Source organism: Gemmatimonadaceae bacterium, from assembly GCA_035606695.1.
Lineage (GTDB): Bacteria > Gemmatimonadota > Gemmatimonadetes > Gemmatimonadales > Gemmatimonadaceae > JAQBQB01.
In genome coordinates, this window is sequence record DATNEW010000026.1 from 507,273 (window position 1) to 528,002 (window position 20,730).

Here is a 20,730-nt window from a genome sequence, read left to right on the forward strand (position 1 = left end):
CCTCTAATCCGCCCGCAACACCACCGCCGGATCGACATTCATCGCGCGCCGCGCCGGCACACCAACCGCCGCGATCGCGATCAACGTCATCGCCGCCGCCGAGCCCGCGAAGATCACCACATCCGCCGAACCGACGGAGTACAACAGCGCCGCGATCACCCGCCCAACCGCCGCGGCTGTCGCGAGACCGATGATCAGTCCCATCGCCAACAGCGCGCCCGCCTGCACGCTGACTACACGCAACACATCCACCGGCCGCGCGCCGAGCGCCACACGCAGGCCGATTTCCTTCGCGCGCTGCGCGACAGCGTACGAGATCACGCCGTACAATCCCATCGCCGCCAGCAACAACGACACCATCGCCATCAACGCGAGCATGCGAACGGCCACCTTGGCGCCCCGCATCGGTGCGCCGATATAATCGAACAGGGGCATCGCATTGTACACCGGCACAGTCGCGTCGACGGACGCGACCGCCCGCGCGATCGCTCGCACCGTCTGATCGACCGGCGCCGCACCGCGCGCGAGGAACGTGTACCCATATTCCGGGCGATAGACCTGCCGAATCGCGACGTAGAAGTACGGCTTCGCGGGCTCCGTCAAACGATACTGCATCACGTCCTTTGCCACGCCGACGATCGTGAACCATTTGCCCCAGCCGTGCACCCGCGCGCCAACGGCCGCCCGTCCGGCGAAGAAATGCCGCACGAACGCTTCGTTGACGATCATCACCGGCGTGTGCGCCGAGTCATCGTCGAACGTGAAATCGCGGCCGCTGAGCAGTGCGATGTTTAGCGTTTTGAAATAGCCCGGGCCGATCGCGGCGCGGTTGACTTTCATGTTCTCGGTGGTCTGCGGCGCATAACCCTCGATCCGCAAATCCTCCCATGAGCCGGAGCTCAGGCTGAGCGGTACGTAGTCGGTGTAGCTGACGCTGGTGATGCCCGGCTCGCGCGCGATACGATCCGAGACGCGCCGAAGGAAGTCGTCCGCCGCGGCGGAATCATATCCGGCGAGCGTCAGGCTCACCGACGCCATGCCGACGCCAGTCGTGGTGAATCCGGGCGACACCGCTCGCGTGCGGCGCGCACTGTTGTAGAACAACCCCGCACCGACCAGCGCCACGATCGCCAACGCCATTTCGGCGACGACGAGCAGGCTTCTCAGCCGCGTCGCATACACGCCCGGCGACATGCGATCCCCGTCGCGCAACGTGTCGCGGAACCGTTCGCGCGACCCGTGCAGCGCCGGCGCGATCCCGGCGACGAACGTGACGACGCTCGCGAGCACGGTGGTGAATAACACCACCCCGCCGTCGACGCGCGGATCGAGCAGCGTCGGCGCGGCGAACGACGGCACGAGCCAATGCATCGAGCGCGCGAGCCACAGGCTGCCGAACAACCCGAGCCCCGAGCCGGTGAATGCCAGCAGCGATGCTTCCGTCAGCAGCTGACGCACGAGACGCCGCCTCGGCGCGCCGAGTGCGGTGCGCAACGCCAGCTCGCGCCGCCGGCCGGTTGCGCGCGCGACGAGCAGCGTCGCCATGTTCGCGCAGACGATGAGCAGCACGAGCCCGCATGCTCCGAGCAGCACCAGCAGCGGCGCGCGCAACGCATCCTGAATGCCCCAGTGCGATTGCCAGAGCGGCATAAGGTTCGCGCTCATGCCGGCGCTGCGCCCGCCGTTCCTGGTGCTCATGAACGTGCCGAAGCGCCGCACTTCGTCGCCGGCGGCCGCCGCCGAATAGCGCGGAGCTACGCGAGCGAGCACGCGAAACGTCCGCCAATCGCGATCGTGCAGCATCGAGCCGATCGTCGGCATGATCTGGCCGACCATCGCCGCCGGAACCCAGAGCTCGACCTCTTCACCGGGCATCGAGCCGCGAAAGGCTTTCGGCGCGACGCCCGCGATCGTGAACGGAAACCGATTGATCTCGACGACCTTTCCAATGACGGCGCTGTCGCCGTGCCAGCGACGCTGCCACAAGCCGTAGCCGATGATGACGAGCGGTTGCGCGCCCTCGACGTCACCGTTGGCCGACGAAAAGAAATGTCCGAGCGCGGGACGCACGCGGAGCACGTCGAAGAAATTCGTGGAGACCAGCTCGCCGGGTGCACGCTCGGGTCGCTCCACGTCGCCGAGCGTCAGCGACATTGGATACGCCGCGGCGAGGCCGTCGAATGACTTCAAGTATTTTCGAAAGTCGCGGTAGTCGAGCCACGAGACGGGAGTCCAGCTGCCCGACGACGTCGTCGACTCGAGCATCATGACGTGCGATGCGTCAGCGGCGCCCGGCAGGGGATCGAGCAGCACGGCGCGCGTCCAGCTGAACACCGTCGACGTCGCGGCGACGCCCAGCGCGAGCGTCACGACGACGATCGCGGCGACCGCCGGTGCGCGCCCGAGCTGCCGCATCGCGAAGCGCACGTCCATCAACAATGACTCAATGGTCGGCCACTGCCACGTTTCACGTCCGCGCTCTTGCAACGCCGTGACGTTCCCGAACGCGCGCCGCGCCTCGCGCTCCGCCTCCGCGCGCGTGTAGCCCGCCGCGATGAGCGCCTCGGTCTTTTCGTCGAGGTGCGCACGAATCTCCTCGTGCAGATCGTCGTAGATGCGTCGCCGGCGGAACACGCGATCGAGAATGCTCATGCGTCGCTCACCCCTCTCCCAGCGCGAGCACCAGGTTGATGCCCTGGAACATGCGCTCGAAGCTCGAGACCGCCCGCACGAGATGCTTCGCCCCCGCCGGCGTCAATCGATAGATCCGCACGCGACGATTCGTCGCCGACACCCCCCACTCGGCCTTCACCAACCCGTCCTTGAGTAAACGCTGAAGGGCAGGGTAGAGCGATCCCTCCTCGACCTGGAGCAGGTTGCCCGACGCCTGTTGAATGCGCTGTACCAGCGCGTAGCCGTGCATCGGCTCGACCTTCAACAGCCGCAGCACCATCATCTCGAGCGCGCCGGGAAACAGGTCGCGCGACTCCGCCTCGGGCATCGATCCACCGTGGATTGCTCGAGGCATAGAGTAAACTAGTGTCGGCGGGTTGGTCAAGGGTGAATCTTCCCGGATGATCGTTCGCCACTCGAACGGCCGTCTGCAGCTCATCACGCAGCCCGATCACGCGCGCCTCGCCGCGACGATCATGGAGCACTGTGCCGCGCTCGCCGGCCATCCGCGCCGCGCGACGATCCTCGAGGCGATCGCCGAGCACGACACGGGATGGGCGGTCGAAGACGCATCGCCGCGAATCAATCCAACCACCGGCGCCGTCCTCGATTTCATCACCGCGCCCACCTCCGTCAGGCAGGGCGTCTGGCCACGCTGCGTCGCGCTGCTCGGCACCGACAACGCGTACGCCGCGGCGCTCGTCGCGCAGCACGCGGCCACCGTGTACTATCGCCAGCGCGGCAATCCGGAGTGGAAGGACTTCTTCAGAGACATGGAGCAACGGCGCGACGCGCTGCTGCGGCAATGCGAAGCGCCGCTCGAGCAGCTCCTCGAGGACTACACGTTCGTGCGTCTCGCTGACATCATCTCGCTGAACTTCTGCACCGACGCAACGGATCTCGCCCAGTACGGAGACTGGCAGGTGTCGCGCACGCCCGACGGCGTCGCGATCTCACCCGACATCTTTGGCGGCGCCACGGTCGCCTTCGAGATCTCGGCGCGCGAGCTGATCGACGAACCTCGCGAATCCGACGAAGCGCTCTGGGACGCCATCCGCTCGTCGCCGACGGTGATACTCCGCGGCTCGGCGCATGGACGCGCCGACGCCGCGAGCTGATTGACAGGTTTACTCGGCGCGTATCACGATCGAGGGATCGGTCTTGGCGGCGCGCAGCGCGGGAACCGCACTCGCTACACCCGCGACCAGCGTCAACACGCACGGCACGACGATGAAGGTCGCGACGTCCGTCGGCGCGGTCTGGAACAGCAACGAGGCGAGCAGCCGCGTCACGATGAACGCCGCCGCCAGTCCGCCGATCATGCCGAACAGCACGAAGGACGACGCCTGGCGCACGAGCAACCGTGTGATGTGCACCGGCGTCGCGCCGATCGCGAGCCGAATGCCGATCTCGCGCGTACGCTGCGCGACGGCATAGGCGACGACGCCGTACAAACCGATCGCGGCGAGGATCAGCGCGACGCCGGCGAAACCCGTCAACAGACTCGTCACGAACATGCGCGGATCCGAGAACTTCGGCGCGCGGCCCGCATCGTCGAAGCTCGGCTCGCCGAAGAAGGTGATCGCGGGCTCGACCGATTTGATGGCGCTCTTCACGCTCGCGAGCACCGCTGGTGTTTGCGACCCCCTGGCGACGAAGGTCATCCACGGCCACACCTCGAGCGTGTAGGGCAAGAACACTTCGGCTTGAGGATCCGTGGCCGCGCCAAACTCGTGATAATCCGCGACGACGCCGACGATCGGCAGCGTGATCGGTTGGCCGATGTCCGCGCGCGCCTGTGATTGTCGGTAAATCGTGATGCGCTGTCCGACGGCATCGCCATTCGGCCACAGCTTTCGAGCGAGCGTGTCCGTCACCAAGAGGCCGACAGGCGATCGCATGTCGTCTTCCGTAAAACCGCGGCCGCGCTTGATTGGGATGTGTAACGCACCGAGGTATTCCGCGGAAATCGGATGGTAGAGCGCCGTCGGCGGATTCTCGGACGCGGGATGCCCTTCCAGACCGATCTTCGTCGTGAGCAGCGCGCCACCCGCCGCGCCGACGGTCCGGACCGACGGCACCGCGCGCACGGCTTCGATGATTCTCTTATAGAGCGCCGCGGCATCGTCGGGCGATGCGTATCGCTTCGCCGGGGGCGAGATCGCGAACCGAATCACGCCGTCGGGATCGTAGCCGAGTGGAACGGCGGTGAGGCGGCGAACGCTTTGCACCAGCAGCCCCGCGCCGATCAGGAGCGTGATCGCGAGCGCGAATTGGAGTGAGACAAGTGTATTGCGCACGCGAAAGTCCGCGCTCCCGCCGCGCGACGCTCCTCCGCCGCGGAGCCGATCGACGAGATTCTGGCGGCTTGCATGCAACGCGGGCAGCGCGCCGACGAGCAGCATCGTCAACGCGGTGACACCAACGGCGAACGCCACGGCCGCTGGATCGAGCGCAATATGGTCGGCGAACGGCAGGCGCTGCGCCGCGAACGGCCGAGCGAAGGAGACCAGCGCCGACGCGAGCGCGATGCCGAGCACTCCGCTCGCGACCGCGATGACGCCGGCTTCGACGAGCGGCTGTCGCGCGAGGCGCCAGCGACCCGCGCCGAGTGCGGCGCGCAGCGCGAAGTCCTGGCCGCGGACGCTGGCGCGAATCAGCATGAGGTTCGTCACGTTCGCGCATGCGAGCAGCAGCACGAGTCCGATCGCGCCCGAAACGAGGGCGAGTGTCGACCAGAGTTGGCCGAACAATTCCTGCGAGAGCGGACGAATCGCGACCGACGTCCAGTGCGCCTGCTGCGCGGGATACTCCATGGCGAGCCGCTGCGCGATCGTGCGCATGGCGGTCGTCGCGCGCACGGAGTCGGCGCCCGCGCGCAAGCGGACGATGGATCGGCTGTCGACGTGGAGCTCGCGCTTGGTGAGCGCGGTGTGCGTCGCCTGAAACACGGCGATGGGTTGCCACGCGGCGGGTGGCAGCCATCCGCCGGCGCCGAAGTTCGGGAACGCGAAGCCGCGCGGCATCACGCCGATGATTGTCGTCGGGACGCTATCGAACGCGACGGCCTTGCCGATGATCGACGGATCTCCGCCAAAGCGATGCACGAAGAAGTCGTACGACACCACGGCGACGCGCGATGCTCCGAGTCGCTCTTCGTCCGTCGCGAACACCCTGCCGAGCAGCGGACGCGTCTCCATCAACTTGAAGAAGCCGGGCGTGACGTAGGCCGCGATGACGCGTTCGGGATTGTCGCCGATGAAGATTCCGTCGCCGCGCACGAAGGCGAAGCCGTCGATGGCGTCGCGGACACTCGCGGCGGCGGTCTGCCAGTCGGTGAACGTCGGGAACGAAGGGATGCGAAGCTGGCCGTCGTCGCTGCGCTCGTAGATGCTGCGCAATTGGCCCGCGTTGCCGTACGGCAGGCCGTGGAGCACGACGGCATCGACGACGCTGAACACCGCGGTCGTGCTGCCGATCGCGAGCGCCAGGGTGATGACGGCGACCGCGGTGAGCTGGGGGGCGCGGCGGAGGCCGCGGATTGCGAATGCCAGGCTGTTCATGTGATAATTTTTTATCTCTTGGAGATAATATTTTATCTCCATCTGCGTGTCAAGACCCGCACCAATCCGGGCAACCTTCTGCCGCCAAGACGTGTCTCACGGCGCGTCAGCGGAGTTATACTGGTCAGAACTCCCCCCCTCTCGTCGGAGCTACCGCGTGCCGATCAAACGCGCTGCTTTCGCTCTTTGCATTTTATTTGCACTCCCGGTCCTGGCCCACGCTCAGGCGCGGCAACAAGTGATCCAGGGTCGCGTCACGAGCGACAGCGGCGGAAAGCCGATTCCCGCCGCCGACGTCATCGTCACCGTCGCGCCGTCGGCCGAGACCATTCTCGGCAAGACCGATTCGGCGGGTGCGTTTCGCATCGCGATCGCCAATCCCACCGGCGAATACATCCTCAACGTTTCGGCGCTCGGCTTCCGCGCGTTTCGGCAGCGGGTGACCATTCCGCGCGCTGATTCGCTGACCGTCGTGAATGCGCATCTCGCGCCGAACGTACAGCAAGTCGCCGGCGTGCGCGTGCAGGCAGCGCGGCCGCGGCCGCAGCGAACGGCGGGCAATGACGTCGGCTTCGGCGCCGATCCATCGAACAAGAGCTTCGACGGCGTCACCAACGCGCTCCCCCCAGACCTTCAGGGGAACTTCGATGCGATGGCCGCCATGACGCCGGGCTACACCGGGCTTTCGGGCGGAGGGTTCTCGGCATTCGGGCTTGGGGCCGACGCCAACATGAAGACGGTCAACGGCATGTCCTTCTCCGGCGACGCACTGCCGCGGGATCTCAGCACCAATACCCGATTCGTTGCATCGCCTTGGGACCCGACCCGGGGCGGCTTCAGCGGTGCGCTCGCGCAGACAACGATCAACCGCGGCAGCAACATCCTTCAGAGTCGCGCGCGTGTGACACTCGACGCGCCGTCGCTTCAGGTTGGCGATCCGATCGCCGAGCGCTTTGGGCAGAAGTACAGCAATCTGCAGCTGGGCGGCAGCCGGAGCGGCCCGCTCTCGCTCGATCGATACTTCTACAACGCGGGCTACTCGGCGTCGCTGATTCGTGCGCCCGTGTCGTCGTTGCTCGACCTCGATCCCGACGCACTGCTTCACGCCGGCATCTCGCCCGACTCGGCCGCGCGCCTCACGCAGATTCTTGGCTCCGAGCGAGTGCCGCTCACGCGGGGCGGCATTCCCGATCAGCGGACGACGTTCAACGGCAATTTCGCGGAACGGATAGACTTCGCGCGGCCGAATCCGCCGCCGGGACAGACGCCGCTTCCGCAGTGGAACGTCGTGATGCTCGGGAATTATCAGGAGACGCGCGCGCCGAATCTCGCGCCGACGGCGCTGCCTGCCACGACGGGCAAGGTCCAGAACGGCGGCGCGCAGGTGCAGGGATTGTATTCGCGCTATTTCGGCAAGTTCGGCGACTACGTGAGCGAGACGATGGCCGGCGTGTCGTTCAACGAGCAGAAGGGAACACCGTATCTCGAGCTGCCGAGCGGGAACGTGCTCATCGCGTCGTCGCTGGCGACCGGCGGGCCGACGATCGGCTCGCTCAGTTTTGGCGGGAACAGCGCGTTCGCGCGGGACAATCGCGTGGTCGCCCTGGAAGCGAACAATCAGACGACGTTCCTCTTGCGGGACCATCAGTCGTTGCCGACGACGCTGTATTTCCAGTCCCGGTATGAGCATTTCGATCAATCGTTGAGCAGCAACCGGCTCGGGTCGTTCAGCTATGCGTCGCTCGCGGACCTCGCGGCGAATCGCCCGAGCGGATTTACGAGAACGCTCAACACGCCGGACCGCGCGGGCGGCGAGTGGATGGGTGCGGCGGCCATCGGGACCAACTATGTCACGCAGCCGTTCGTGCTGACGGGCGGTGTGCGTATCGATGCCAATGCGTTCACCGGTCTCCCGACGTTCAATCCCGCCATCCAGAACGCGTTTGGCATTCGCAATGACCAATCGCCCAACTCCGTGGCGCTGAGTCCGCGCGTCGGCTTCAACTGGTACTACAAGACCCACTCGCCGTTCAACAGTATCAATGTCTCGCCATGGTCGCTGATCGGGCGCGGCGGCCCCGCCATCCGCGGTGGTATCGGCGAATTTAGAAATTTCTTACGGAGCAATCTGCTGTCCGACGCCATTGGCACCACTGGTTTGCCGGGCAGCACCGAGCGTCTCACGTGTACCGGTCCGGCGGCGCCGATTCCCGATTGGCAATCGTTCCTGAACGATCCGTCGGCGGTCCCCTCGACCTGTGCCGGCGGCTCGCCGATCTTTGCCGACACGGCGCGCAGTGCGGTGCTCGTCGATCCGTCGTACTCACCCATGCGCTCGTGGCGCGCCACGCTCGGGTGGACGAACACCATCCTCGGCAACTATCTCGCGATCGACGGGACGTATTCGCTGAATCTCGCTCAACCGGGGACGGTCGATCTCAACTTCGCCGGGGCGCAGAAGTTCGCGCTGAGCAACGAAGGGAATCGTCCGGTGTTCGTCTCGGCGGCGAGCATCGTTCCGACGACCGGCGTGGCGTCGGCGGTCGAGTCGCGACGCTCGGCGTCATTCAGCCAGGTGAGCGACCGGGTATCTGACTTGAAGGGTGATACGCGGCAGATCGTGGCCTACGTCATTCCAAACATTCCGTTCCGGTTCGGCCTCGTCACGTTCGGCTACACGTGGTCGGACGCGCGGTCGCAGGCGCGCGGTTTCGATCAGAGCACCGCGACCGATCCCCGCGCGATCGAATGGGCGGCCGTTGCCACGCAGCCGCGGCATCAATTCATCGTGCAGGCGGCGCGGCCGCTATACAAGTTCTTCTATGTCTCGACGGCCATGAAATTTGCGTCGGGGCTTCGCTACACGCCGATCGTCGCCGGCGACGTGAACGGCGACGGGTGGTTCAACGATCGCGCGTTCATCTTCAATCCGGGAACGGGCACCGACGCGGCGGTGACGCAGGGTCTGCGCGACCTGATGGCCAACGGATCCCAATCAGCGCGCGATTGCCTCAGCTCGCAAATCGGCACGCTCGCCGGGCGTAACAGCTGCGTAGGTCCGTGGAGCGCGACGATGAACGCGAGCATCTTCGCGACGAACATTCCGAAGACGGACAATCGCCTGAACGTCACGCTCAACCTCGCCAATCCGCTCGGCGGGCTCGATCAGCTGCTGCACGGCAGCGATCACCTGCATGGGTGGGGAATGACGCCGTTCCCCGATGGCACGTTGTATCAGGTGCGTGGGTTCGATCCGATCGCGCAGCGCTATCAGTATCAGGTGAATCCGCGATTCGGTAACACGAACCCGGCGTTCACCACGCTTCGCTCGCCCTTCCGCATGACGCTCGACGTGCGGTGGGACTACGGGCCGAATCGGCAGGAGCAGGCCGTCGTTCTCAATGTGCGAGTGAAGGCTCCGCTCGCCGGAACGCGCGCCACCGCCGACACGATTCAACACCGCTACGTGTGCGGCAACGCACAGGGCGCCAACGGCTATTCGGACATCTATCGCTTGCTGCTGCGACTCTCGGACTCGCTGGCGCTGTCGCGCGATCAGGTCGAGAAGATGCAGGCTCGCCAGAAGTTCATGCGTGCCAAGGCGGACAGCGTGTATGGGGAACTGGCGAAGTATCTCTTTGCGATGCCGATGGACTTCAGCGCGAAGGTTGCCGCGAAGCGCGTGACGGACACCGAGACCGACATGTGGCAGCTCATTTACGGCGAAGCGGGCTTTCTGAAAGAGCTGCTCACTCCGGGGCAGATTCGATTGTTGCCGGGGCCGATCTACAACATGGTCACGACGCCTGCGCCGAACTTCGGTGCGAGGTTCTTCTTTGGTCCGGCGTGTTGAGTTTCGCGGAGTCGAGAGCGTGGCTGGGACACGTTCTCGACTCGGCGGCGCTGCTCAAGGTTCCAGGTCGACCCTGCCGACGATCACCCGCGTGAGTTGGGTCGGAATCGAGAAGTCGAGCGGAAGGAAGTAGTCCGTCCACTCCCGCGGCACGAGATAGAAAATTCTCGTTCCCGTTCCCCTGAAGTAGCTCGTGCTCCACGTCTCGAGCATGGCGCTCGCTTCGTCGTCGAACAAGCCTCGAGCGACGAGCGAGCGGTGCATCGCCGTGCGCAGATCGGCGAACGCGTGGGTGCTGTACTCCGAATCGTCGAGGCGTGATACGTCGGCGAGTGTCGCACCCTGCGCTGACTTCGCGATGTCGACTCGGCCGATCGCGCGAAATGCCGCGACGCCGGACGGTCTCACGTCCAGGAGCCACGCGGCCGGAATCGTCATGGACGTTTGGCGCATCCACGCGAGATCAGCTGGGGCGAGGAGACGGAATCCGTTCGCGGTGCGCTGTGTGCGAACGACGGCGTCCAGATGCGCCACTCCGCGATAGAACAAGTATTGCTCGGCTTCGCCCGACGTGGTGAGCACGCCGGCCGACTGCGCGGCGCGCGGCGATAGCCAGACGTGCGCGTCGGTTTTCGGCGGGGTGATGGCGCCCTTCAACGTGATTCCATTCCAGGCAAGCGCGCCGATCACTGAATTGTCGAGCCTCGCGCCCTTCCACGGCCTGCTGCGGTGCGACACCGCGGCGAGCGAGTTGGAGCCCGCATCGATCACGTCCTCGTCGACCGAGACCGAGGCGTTTGCATTCGGGTAGAACTCATTGAGCACGCCGCCCCGGAAGTGGACTCGCACGTCGAATGGAGGAACGGCCGGGCTATTTGCAGACGGATGGAAATAGATCACCGGCGTCTCGAGTCGCATCGTCACGTCCGGACGGCAGGGCGCGATGTCACTCTTGATCAGGGGGACACGCTTGGTGCTCGACGTCGTCGCGACCCATCCGGGGTCGCCGAGCGGCGCTTTCAGACCCGCCGGTTCGAACCGGTGTACGAATTCGGGCAGCGCCTCGGAGCTGGAGATCTGATTGAGGCAGCCGAGGGGCGCGCCGTCGCCGGCGTGCTTGGTGGTGATCGTTCCCCATTCGTGAACGACGAGTGGAGCGGCGGCGTGGCGGGTGGCAGACGGCGCGTGGGCAGCCAGGCCGGCGGCGCCGGCAAGGGCACTGGCTGCCAATCCAATACGCGTGGGATGCATGGAGACAACCTCCGTTGCTCTCATTGACCGCACGATCGCGGCCACGGTCACGATGAAACGGTTCCCTGCGTAACTTCAGCGTGGGCTGGCGGGAGAAGCTGGATGCAACTCAGGCGTTTGCCAAGCACAGCAGTTTTTTCGGCGATCTCGATCATGGTTCTCATCGGCGCGCCGTCGCTCGGCGCGCAGCTGAACGGCGGCTGCGGGATGGATCGCTTCGTGAGTACGGCGGTCGGCGCCGGTCTCGGCGCGGCCGCGGGCGCGATCCCGGCGACCATCGTTCATCGACACGATCAGACGACGAGTCATCGTATTGTCATCGGGTCCGTTGCGGTGGGCGCGGTGATCGGGCTCCTCTCCGCGGGCCGCGATCGCGTGTGCACCTCGCCGATGGATTCAACGCATGTCGCGGACGCTGTGCTGTCGGCGCGCTCGCGGCATACACGCAACGGTAGCGTGGCCGGATTCCTCATCGGCGGCATCCTCGGCGCGGCGGGTGGAACCCTCTACCAAATAGGATGTGTGCGCGACCCGTGTAACGGGACACGCGACAGAATCGACGTGATGCTGTTTTCGGCTGGTGAAGGCGCGGTGGCGGGCGTGATACTCGGAAGCCTCATCGGTTGGGCTTGGCCGGTGGGACGGTAAGAGATTGGCGCGTCGATATCGGATTGGCCTCGTCGCCGCGGCCGCCGTGGTGATCGGCATCGCGGTCGCGGTGTGGTACCGGCGTCCCATACGCGACGGGCGTCTCGTCGGTATCGATTGGCGCGTGACGATCGAAGGGTCGAAGTGCGCGCACAATGTGCACGACCTTTGGTGCACCACGGATTCAATGCCAGCTCGCATCTGGGTTCCGCACGAATACACGACGCTGCAGATGAATCGGATTACACGGTCGGTTCAGCGTTACAGTCGCTACGTGGAACTGGATGATTCCACCCGATGGACTCATCTCGTCGACTCCGTTCGGCATGTCATGTCGGTGCGTCACGCGGAGCCGCTGCCGTGCGACACTGCTGAAACGCGGTTTCACATCGCGCAGGCGTGGGATGTCGGTCCGGGGGAAGCGCGGCTCTATGCCGCGCGAATTCCGGCACGCCGAAGCGAATCACAATATTGGTATATCAGTATTCAACTGGTGCCGCATGCGAGTGCCGGTTGCGGGCCCACGTGGCGCTATGTTCGTCTGACGCCCGAACAGGAGTGGCGTCGCGTGGAGGAGTGGATTGCGGAGCAGTTGGGAGAATAGCGGCGTAAACGCCTGATTTCCGCAAACTCCTTCTTGCGCGATTGTCGCGTTTCTGTATTTATGAGTTCTCGCGCGCCCGCCCGAGTCCATCGCGCCGATCGTCGCGCTTGCGGCGCCGCATGTCGACGGAAATCCGTAGGACGTCACCAAGAGTCGCGAAGGGAGATCCCATGCGTCGAGCGAATCACGGTCGTACGGCACTTCGTGCCGAAGTGCTCGGAGTCGCGTTGCTGCTCGCGGTCACGCCGATGGCTGGTGCGCAGAATCGCGGCAATCCGGTAAGGGATCAGAACAACAATCCAACCGATTATAACTGGGCGCTCCACGCTCCCGGGGATCCCGCCGACACATATCACGTCACGGTGTGCGCAGGAAGCAAGGACTATCGATTCTATCCGATAGCCGGACAAGTTGGCCTGCCCGCTGACGCCAAGACGAAGAATACGGATCCACCTCCGCCGAATCATGGCCACTATCCGGCGACGGGCACGGAGTCGGGACAAGAAGGCGCGGTCGATGTCAACGGCCGCACGCCTGGCGATGCCAATCTCGACATCACGATGTATCCGCGCGACGGATCAGCCTCAAAGACGTACCATCTTCGGGTTCATGTCATTGCTTGCCCGCAACCGCCTGGCAAGATGTACCGTGGCCGTGACATCAACGACCGGATCCTCGCATCCGTCCTTCCTCCGACCAAGCTCGAACAAGGCTTCCTCGCCAGCCTGGGACGCGGCTCGGCAACGACGCGCGCGATCGGCTTTGCCGCGAAGTCGGCGTCCCTCGGCGCCACACAGCGCTCCGCGCTCGACGAAGTCGTCGGGTATCTGCGCGCGAACCCCAAAGTGCGAATCGAAGTACAATCGTACGCCGCGGCGGGCTCCAGTGCCGAGGCGTCGCGATCGCTCACGCAGCGGCGAGCCGATGCCGTCAAGGCATATTTGACGAGTCAGGGGATTGCCGCTAATCGACTGACCGCGAAAGGCTACGGCGGCGTATCAGCCGGCGAGTCGGCGGGCGATCGGCTTACGATGGTCGTGTTGAAAAACTGACCCAGGTGCCAGCGCCCGCGATCCCGAGCGCCAGCGCGCAGAGCACGAACGTCCACCACGTGAACGCAACGACGCCCGGCAACACGATCCACAGGGTGTCGAGATAGTGAAGCGCGAGCAACAGCACGCCGAGTCCGGCGATGATCGCCGGACTGCGGCGGAGCGCGCGCATCAACAACAGCAGAAAGGGGAACGCGAAGCCGGCGAACAACAACAACGTCGCGACACCGGCCCAACCGCCGCGTGTGCGCACGACATACCAGTCGACTTCGCGCGGCAGGCCGCCACTCCAGATCACGATGTATTGCGCGAACCCGCAGTACACCCAGAAGAGGATGAACGTGAGCAGCAGCTTGCCCAGCGAATCGAGGTCGTCGGCCGGCGTCTCGGCGCGCGATGCGAGAAGCCCAAGCAGCGCGAGGGCTCCGACCATGCCGCCGGCGAACCAGTACACGCCGTAGATCGTCGACACCCACGCCGGTGTGAGTGACATCATCCAGTCGAACGCCGCGAACGTCATCGTGATGCCGAGCACGATGAGTCCAGCCGCCGCGACGTTGCGATAGCGGGCCGCCGCGCGCTCGACGTCGCCCGACTCCGCGAGGCGATCGGTCGCGGCCAACGCGCGCGCGATGCCGAGCCAGGCGATCCAGTAGATGATGAATCGCACGACGAAGAAAGGCGCGTTCAGATAGTGTCCAACATCGGTCGCCGATGATCCGGCACCGAACCATGGAAACAACACGGGCATCGCGACGAGCACGATTACGCCGAGCGCGGCGAGCACGGGCAGCGATCGCAACACTCGTCGTGCGTGCGGACGAAACGAGCGAAACCACGTCGCCGTCGTGAGGTGCGCGATGAGACTCATCGCCAGCGTGCCGAGGACCACGCTCAACACCGCTGCGTACGCAGCGAGAAACACCGCGGCAGTTTGGCGAATCATGGAACGCCCGCCTGCTTCACGATCTGCGACAGGCTGGCGCCCGCGGTGCGGAGCGAGTCGGTGCGTCGCAGCGTTGCCGCTTCTGCCGAGTCAGCGCGAGTATCCGCGGTCGACGGCTGTGCGCCGAGTGCGCGGACGTATGCAACCACCGACCACCGCACCGGCTCGGGCTGCTGCCATCCGTACGGCGGCATGACGCCGAAACCATTGGTGATGATCGCGAACAGTTGGTCAGGCGTGAGTGCGGTGACAGGGCCGGAGCGCAGCGACGGCGGCCGATGCGCGGCAAGATTCGCGGCCATCGGTCCGCCTCCGAATCCACCGGCGCCGTGACACGGCGCGCATGAGATGGCGAACTGGCGCGCGCCCGCGTCGAGCGACGGCGCGGCCGGCGGAGATGCGTACGCGGCTGAACGCGACATCGTGTGCGCGGGCGGCGCTTGGAGCACAGCGCCGTTGGCGAAGAAGCGGCTTGCTTCGTACGGATCGTAGCGCTGCTGCTGACGCATGCGCTCGAAGTCGCGCGCTTCGCGGGAGTCGCGAGGACGCCCACAGGCGAGCGGGAGCGCAAGCGCCCATGCGAGAACACTCAATCGCCCGCTCATTGCGACGGCGGCACGCGCATCACGCGCAGTGGTTGAAGCGCCTCGAGGGCGTGCATCGCGTTCTCGCCGCCGGCGCGTTCATCCGACACATCGATCGCGATCCAGAAACGATCGATCGAAGCGCGCTCGAAGCCGTCGACCTCGAACATCGGGTGCCACGGGCGCGGAAGCCGGAGCATCGCGAACAGCGCGACGAATGCGGTGACCGCCGCCGCCAACACCGTTCCTTCGAACGTTGGAATGAAGAACGCCGGTGCCGCGTGCGCCGGCCGTCCGCCGATGTTGAGTGGATACGAAACCGCGTTGGTGTACCACTGAATCCAGTAGCTGATGAGACCACCGGCGAGTCCGGCGACCAGTACGAGCGGCGGCAACAGGGACGGCGGCTCGCGCAGTGTCGCGTCGACGGTCGGCACCGGATACGGCGAGTACGTCTCGAGTTTTGTATAACCTTGCTCGCCCAATGCCGCGACCGCGCCGGCAAATTGCGACTCGTCGGCGAATTCCGCCGCGATCGCACCGTTGGGCCAGTGTGCGTCACGCATGCGGCAGTCCGATCTCGCGCTCGCCGTTCACGGCGAGGTCGTGGCGCAGGCGCTTCACTTCGCTGATCGCGACGAAGGGCACGAAGCGCACGAACAGGAGAAACAACAATCCAAATTGCGCGATGCTGCCGAAAATCAGCCCGAGGTCCACCCACGTCGGGCGATAGAGATGCCAGCTCGACGGCAGAAAGCTGCGGTCGAGCGACGCAACGATGATGATGAATCGCTCGAGCCACATGCCGAGGAGAATGGCGGCGCTCGCGGCGCAGAGCACCTTGACGCTCGTGCGGTACTTCTTCCACCACAACACCTGCGGCACGACCACGTTGCAGGTGATCATGATCCAGTAGAGGAGCGCGTAGCCGCCCGTCGGACGTTCGACGAGATAGGTGAATCGCTCGCTCGGGTCGCGGCTGTACCAGGCCGCGAAAAGCTCGACGCCGTACGCGTAGGTGAGCATCAGCGCCATCACGAGCGTGAGCTTCGCCATCGCGTCGAGATGCCGCTTCGTGATGACGTTCTCGAGCCCGTACGCGCGGCGCAGCGGCAAAATGAGCAGCATCACCATCGCGAAGCCCGAGTAAATCGCGCCGACCACGAAGTACGGGGGGAAAATCGTCGAATGCCAGCCCGGCAGCTGCGCGATCGAGAAGTCGAGGCTCACGACGCTGTGCACCGACACGACGAGCGGCGTCGCCAGCCCGGCCAGGATGACCATCGCGATTCGATGCTGCCGCCACTCGACGCTCGCGCCGCGCCAACCGAGCGCGAACAAGCCGTAGATGCGCCGCCTGAGCAGCGACGTTTCATGATCGCGCACCGTCGCCAGATCAGGGACCAGCCCTGCGTACCAGAACAGCAGAGACACGGTGAAATATGTCGTCACCGCCGCGACGTCCCACGGCAGCGCACTCTTGAAGTTCGGCCACACCCCCATCGTCGACGGGTAGGGAATGAGCCAGTAGAAGAACCACGGGCGGCCCAGGTGCAGGATCGGAAAAATGCCCGCATTCACCAGCGCGAAGATCGTCATCGCCTCGGCCACCCGATTGATGGACGTTCGCCAGTGCTGGTTGAGCAGCAGCAGAAACGCGGAGATGAACGTGCCCGCGTGGCCGATCCCGATCCACCATACGAAATCTGTAATGGCGAACGCCCAGGCTACAGGGATGTTGTTTCCCCACGTCCCAATGCCCTTGGCCACCGTGTACCATATGCAGAACACGAACACCGCCGTTCCCAAACCACACAGCGCGAACAGCGACCACCACACTCGGCCCGAGCCGCGGAGCGGTGCGAGCAACTGATCCGTGAGGGCGCGATCGGTTCCGTCGAAATGCAGGACAGGGAATTCGGGCGGACGCGGGAACGCCTCGTCCGCCGTTTGTAGAACGTCGAGCTCGACGCGTGCCGCGGTCACTTTGCTTCTCCCGAGCTCACATCGGGATTCGTGTTCCGAATGCGCGCCAGATACTTCACGCGCGGTTCGGTCCCGAGATCCTCGAGCGCCGCGTAGGCGCGCGGCTGCTCGCGGCGGCGTACGACCTCGGAGTCGCTCTCGCTCAGCGACCCGAAGACGATGGCATTCGTCGGACACGCCTGCTGGCACGCGGTGCGCACGTCGGTGCCGCGCATCGGACGTCCGTCGCGCCCGGCGGCGATCTCGGCTTCGCGGATGCGCTGTACGCAGAACGTGCATTTCTCCATCACGCCACGCTCGCGCACCGTGACGTTCGGATTCTTTACCATCATCTCCGTTTCGGACAAGTGCGCGTTGTAGTCGAACCAGTTGAAATGGCGCACCTTGTACGGACAGTTGTTCGAGCAGAAGCGCGTCCCGACGCAGCGATTGTAGACCATCTCGTTCAAGCCGTCGCTGCTGTGCGTCGTCGCCTCGACGGGGCAGACGTATTCACACGGCGCGTGCTCGCAATGCTGGCAGAGCATCGGTTGGACCAGCGCTTCGATCTCTGCTTCGCGCGACGCGAAGTAGCGGTCGATGCGCAGCCATTGCATCGCCCGGCCTTTGCGCACCTCTTCCGCGCCGACGACCGGAATGTTGTTCTCCGCCTGGCACGCCACGACGCACGCGCCGCAGCCGATGCACGTGCTCAGGTCGATCGTCATCGCCCACTGCTCTGGCGCGTGCCGGCTCGCCGGCTGGGCAGGGTAGAGCGACAACACGCGATTGGGCCGGGGAGCGACACTCGTCGGCGATGCCCGATACTGATCGAGCGACGCTCGGCGCACGGGCTCATTCACTTGCATCGTCGATTGCGTCTGTGCGATCGACAGCGGGCCGGCCGACCCCGCTGCCGCGATCGACACGCCCGATTCATACCGCACGCCGAGCGCCGGCCACAACGCGTACGCGCTGGCGCCGACGCCGCGCGCCAATGATTCAGCGCCGGCGCGGCCATATCCGAAGTGCACGGTCACCGTTTCGTCGGCGAGGCCGGGCACGACGTGCGCGGGCAGCTCCAACGTGCGGCCGCTGGCCGAGAGCGACACCGGTCCGCCGTCCGCGATACCCAACCGCTGCGCGGTGCGCGGACTGAGCAAGGCGGCGTTGCCCCACGTCAGCTGCGTAATCGGCGCGGGTAGTTCCTGAAGCCAGCCGTTGTTCGAGTAGGCGCCATCATGCGTCTTGTGATCGGCGCAGAACCGCACGTCAATACCATTTGCTGCGGCGCTGCTTGTTGGTGGCGCGGCGGCGATGGGCTCCGGCGGCGTTACAGTTCTCGAATACGCGGAACCATCCACCACGCCGCTCTCGAGTGTCCTGGCCCACGCTGACTCGGCATCGCCGGCTGTCCGCCGTGCCCACGACGCGCGCAACAAGTCGTACGACGTCGCCACGCCTTTGCCGCCGAGCGCGGCGTACAACTCGGCTGGCGAGATGGAGTGGTAGAGCGGATTGACCAACGGCTGTACGAGCGAGACGGTGCCGTCGTAGGCGCGCCCGTCAGCCCACGCCTCGAGATAGTGCGACATCGGCACGAAGGACTTGGCACCGCGAGCTGTCTCGTTCTCGTACATCCCGACGTAGACGCTGTTCGGCACCGCGGCGAGCAGTGATGAGAAGTCCATGATAGCCGGCGTCGCATACGACGGATTCCCGCCGGCGATCACGAGCGTGTCGACGGCGCGCGCATGCATTGCGTCGATCAACTCGGAGAACGGGCGCAGCGGGACGTGCGACCCGATCAACGGTGAGGCCGTGTACCACGTCGTTTTGCCGGTGGCGCCGATGGCGTCGTTGATCGACCGCACGAGGCCGCGTATCTCCGGCGAGGGATCGTGCGAGATGACGACGCTCCGTCCCGCGTGCGCGTGCAGATCGCGCGCGATCGCCGCCGCCCACGCGGGCGCCGATGCCAGGCCGCCAGTATTCGCCGAAACAGACTGAGCGATCGCGCGGAGCACGTTCGCGATCTCGCGAGGCCGCACCGTGAACCGGTGGTCCGCCGCCGCGCCCGTCGGCGTAAACGTCGACTCGATTGCGTACAGGCGGTTCATCGCATCGCTTGGCTGCGTGAGGCGGCGACCATCCGCGAACTGACGCGCGTATCGGAGATGGAACGGACCGCTCGCGAGGAAGTCGGAATCGACCGCCAGAATCACGTCTGCCGCGGAGACGTCGTAGTGCTGAACGAGCGGCTGCGTGCTGCGATCGGTCACGAGGGGCGCGTACATGTAAATGCGCGCGTCAGGATGCGCCTCCAAAATCGCGACGAGCAATTCTTCGTCGAGCAGCGACGACGTCGGTTCGATCAGAATGTGCAATCCGGCGCCGCGTGCTCCAACGCGAGAACCGAGCACCGAGGGCGCGAGTTGCGCGGCGATCGCCGCCCACGTTGTGCGCGACGTTCCAGAACGGGCATATCGCGCACGATCGGGATCGTAGAGCTGGAGCACTGACGCTTGCTCGAGCGCGCCAGTTGCGCCGAGGCTGGCCGGATGCGCCGGATTGCCCTCGATCTTCGTCGGCCGTCCGTCGTGGCTTTCGACGATTAATCCCGTCACGCATCCGTCGATCGACATCGCCGTGGCGTAGTACGCACCGACGCCCGGCGTCAGTTCGGGACGATTGTCGACGAAGGGGAGAATGTGCTCGGCCGGCATGCGCGAGCAGCCGTCGAGCCCGGCGAGCGCGACACTCGCGCCGGCGAGCCGCAGAAAATCCCGGCGGCTCAACGAGGAAGGCGAGTGCTCGTCGTGGTCGTGGCTCATCGCATCACTCGTGCATCATCGGTGGCACGTGCTGCAGTCGGTGCGTGACGTCACCGCGTACTCGTGCGCGAGGCGGCGATGCATCGTGTCGGACGCGGCGCCGGCGTGCGCGGCATCCCAACCCATCGTCGTGATCTCCGAGCGCGGGCGAACGTAGGGCCCGGGATCGCGGTGGCAGCTCACGCACCAGCCCATCGACATGGGCGTCGCCTGCGCGACTCGTTCCATCTGATCGACGCGGCCATGACACGACTCGCAGCCAATGCCTTTCGCGACGTGGATGGAATGATCGAAGAACACGAAATCCGGCAGCGCATTCACACGCCGCCACTGAATGGGTCGATTCGAGGCCAGACTCGCGCGCACCGGTGCAAGTGGCGCGCTCTGCATCATCGCGTTCGTGTGGCAGCCGACGCACGCGACCGTCGGCGGCAAGCCCGCGCTCGCGCCGGCTTCGGCCGTCGCATGGCAATAGCGGCAATCGATGCGCAGCCCATGCGCGTGCACGCGGTGATCGAACGCGATCGGCTGCACGACGTCGGCATGTTCGCCGGTCGCATATGATGTGCGCACCCACACCATGAGTGCGACAGGAACCCCGATCGCGATGGCGACCAGCGCGAGCAAGCTTCCTCTCGCCACGGTGTTGGTCCATCGTGGAAAGAGCGATGTCATTGGTGCCTCGGAACGCGGCGCAGCGGTGCACGAATCGATCCGATGTTCCGGCTCCAATACAATTTTATGCTCGTCGCGTGCG

15 protein-coding genes are annotated in these 20,730 nt (G+C 65.5%); 5 read left to right on the top strand and 10 right to left on the bottom strand.

The genetic code is table 11. From position 1 onward, the window contains the following. Window positions 1-3: 3 nt before the first annotated feature. Both VN706_13170 and VN706_13175 read right to left on the bottom strand, forming a co-directional pair. Entirely contained in the window at window positions 4-2,652 is a 2,649-nt protein-coding gene (locus tag VN706_13170) for an ABC transporter permease (GenBank protein HXT16582.1), read from the bottom strand. Between the two features lie 7 nt (window positions 2,653-2,659). Continuing rightward, complete coding sequence (locus tag VN706_13175; protein HXT16583.1) at window positions 2,660-3,028, bottom strand: PadR family transcriptional regulator; 369 nt, start codon at window positions 3,026-3,028, stop codon at window positions 2,660-2,662. Window positions 3,029-3,074: 46 nt separating this feature from the next. On the opposite strand from VN706_13175, the gene VN706_13180 reads away from it, so the two are divergent. Further along, window positions 3,075-3,791 carry a DUF3891 family protein gene (locus VN706_13180; protein ID HXT16584.1) on the top strand — a complete coding sequence of 239 codons (717 nt, stop codon included), beginning with the start codon at window positions 3,075-3,077 and terminating at the stop codon, window positions 3,789-3,791. A 9-nt stretch (window positions 3,792-3,800) separates the two neighbouring features. Here VN706_13180 and VN706_13185 read toward each other — a convergent pair whose 3' ends face one another. Next, entirely contained in the window at window positions 3,801-6,236 is a 2,436-nt protein-coding gene (locus tag VN706_13185; protein HXT16585.1) for an ABC transporter permease, read from the bottom strand. Between the two features lie 238 nt (window positions 6,237-6,474). Here VN706_13185 and VN706_13190 point away from each other — a divergent pair, with 238 nt between their 5' ends. Then, entirely contained in the window at window positions 6,475-10,089 is a 3,615-nt protein-coding gene (locus tag VN706_13190; protein ID HXT16586.1) for a carboxypeptidase regulatory-like domain-containing protein, read from the top strand. Between the two features lie 54 nt (window positions 10,090-10,143). Here VN706_13190 and VN706_13195 read toward each other — a convergent pair whose 3' ends face one another. Continuing rightward, complete coding sequence (locus VN706_13195; GenBank protein ID HXT16587.1) at window positions 10,144-11,340, bottom strand: hypothetical protein; 1,197 nt, start codon at window positions 11,338-11,340, stop codon at window positions 10,144-10,146. Window positions 11,341-11,493: 153 nt separating this feature from the next. Between VN706_13195 and VN706_13200 the strand changes: the two genes are divergently transcribed. The 3 genes from VN706_13200 to VN706_13210 all read left to right on the top strand — a co-directional run bounded on the left by VN706_13200 (window position 11,494) and on the right by VN706_13210 (window position 13,644). Continuing rightward, window positions 11,494-11,988, top strand: a complete 495-nt coding sequence (locus tag VN706_13200) for a hypothetical protein (protein ID HXT16588.1) — start codon at window positions 11,494-11,496, stop codon at window positions 11,986-11,988. Between the two features lie 4 nt (window positions 11,989-11,992). Continuing rightward, window positions 11,993-12,592 carry a hypothetical protein gene (locus VN706_13205; protein HXT16589.1) on the top strand — a complete coding sequence of 200 codons (600 nt, stop codon included), beginning with the start codon at window positions 11,993-11,995 and terminating at the stop codon, window positions 12,590-12,592. A gap of 170 nt (window positions 12,593-12,762) precedes the next feature. After that, complete coding sequence (locus tag VN706_13210; GenBank protein ID HXT16590.1) at window positions 12,763-13,644, top strand: OmpA family protein; 882 nt, start codon at window positions 12,763-12,765, stop codon at window positions 13,642-13,644. On the opposite strand, the gene VN706_13215 is transcribed toward VN706_13210, so the two are convergent. The 6 genes from VN706_13215 to VN706_13240 form a co-directional block, all read right to left on the bottom strand. Continuing rightward, entirely contained in the window at window positions 13,619-14,590 is a 972-nt protein-coding gene (locus VN706_13215) for a hypothetical protein (GenBank protein HXT16591.1), read from the bottom strand. The two genes, VN706_13210 and VN706_13215, sit on opposite strands and share 26 nt — an antisense overlap. Then, window positions 14,587-15,099: a cytochrome c gene (locus tag VN706_13220; GenBank protein HXT16592.1), complete on the bottom strand. Its 513-nt coding sequence runs from the start codon at window positions 15,097-15,099 to the stop codon at window positions 14,587-14,589. The genes VN706_13215 and VN706_13220 overlap by 4 nt, the downstream gene beginning before the upstream one ends. Before the next feature lie 92 nt (window positions 15,100-15,191). Beyond that, window positions 15,192-15,740, bottom strand: coding sequence for a DUF3341 domain-containing protein (locus tag VN706_13225; GenBank protein HXT16593.1), 549 nt, complete (start codon window positions 15,738-15,740; stop codon window positions 15,192-15,194). Next, entirely contained in the window at window positions 15,733-17,160 is a 1,428-nt protein-coding gene (nrfD, locus tag VN706_13230; GenBank protein HXT16594.1) for an NrfD/PsrC family molybdoenzyme membrane anchor subunit, read from the bottom strand. Before nrfD ends, VN706_13225 begins: the two co-directional genes overlap by 8 nt. Further along, a complete protein-coding gene (locus VN706_13235; GenBank protein ID HXT16595.1) occupies window positions 17,157-19,973 on the bottom strand; it encodes a 4Fe-4S dicluster domain-containing protein in 2,817 nt (938 codons plus the stop codon). The genes nrfD and VN706_13235 overlap by 4 nt, the downstream gene beginning before the upstream one ends. A 15-nt stretch (window positions 19,974-19,988) precedes the next feature. Next, on the bottom strand, window positions 19,989-20,648 hold the full coding sequence (locus VN706_13240) for a cytochrome c3 family protein (GenBank protein HXT16596.1): 660 nt from the start codon (window positions 20,646-20,648) through the stop codon (window positions 19,989-19,991). Window positions 20,649-20,730 lie beyond the last annotated feature (82 nt).

Bases quoted from the DNA above. Each gene is read 5' to 3' on its own strand.
- VN706_13175 (HXT16583.1), bottom strand. From the start codon at position 3,028: ATGCCTCGAGCAATCCACGGTGGATCGATGCCCGAGGCGGAGTCGCGC.
- VN706_13185 (HXT16585.1), bottom strand. From the start codon at position 6,236: ATGAACAGCCTGGCATTCGCAATCCGCGGCCTCCGCCGCGCCCCCCAG.
- VN706_13215 (HXT16591.1), bottom strand. From the start codon at position 14,590: ATGATTCGCCAAACTGCCGCGGTGTTTCTCGCTGCGTACGCAGCGGTG.
- VN706_13195 (HXT16587.1), bottom strand. From the start codon at position 11,340: ATGCATCCCACGCGTATTGGATTGGCAGCCAGTGCCCTTGCCGGCGCC.
- VN706_13220 (HXT16592.1), bottom strand. From the start codon at position 15,099: ATGCGTCAGCAGCAGCGCTACGATCCGTACGAAGCAAGCCGCTTCTTC.
- VN706_13240 (HXT16596.1), bottom strand. From the start codon at position 20,648: ATGACATCGCTCTTTCCACGATGGACCAACACCGTGGCGAGAGGAAGC.
- VN706_13180 (HXT16584.1), top strand. From the start codon at position 3,075: ATGATCGTTCGCCACTCGAACGGCCGTCTGCAGCTCATCACGCAGCCC.
- VN706_13200 (HXT16588.1), top strand. From the start codon at position 11,494: ATGGTTCTCATCGGCGCGCCGTCGCTCGGCGCGCAGCTGAACGGCGGC.
- VN706_13225 (HXT16593.1), bottom strand. From the start codon at position 15,740: ATGCGTGACGCACACTGGCCCAACGGTGCGATCGCGGCGGAATTCGCC.
- VN706_13235 (HXT16595.1), bottom strand. From the start codon at position 19,973: ATGAGCCACGACCACGACGAGCACTCGCCTTCCTCGTTGAGCCGCCGG.
- VN706_13170 (HXT16582.1), bottom strand. From the start codon at position 2,652: ATGAGCATTCTCGATCGCGTGTTCCGCCGGCGACGCATCTACGACGAT.
- VN706_13210 (HXT16590.1), top strand. From the start codon at position 12,763: ATGCGTCGAGCGAATCACGGTCGTACGGCACTTCGTGCCGAAGTGCTC.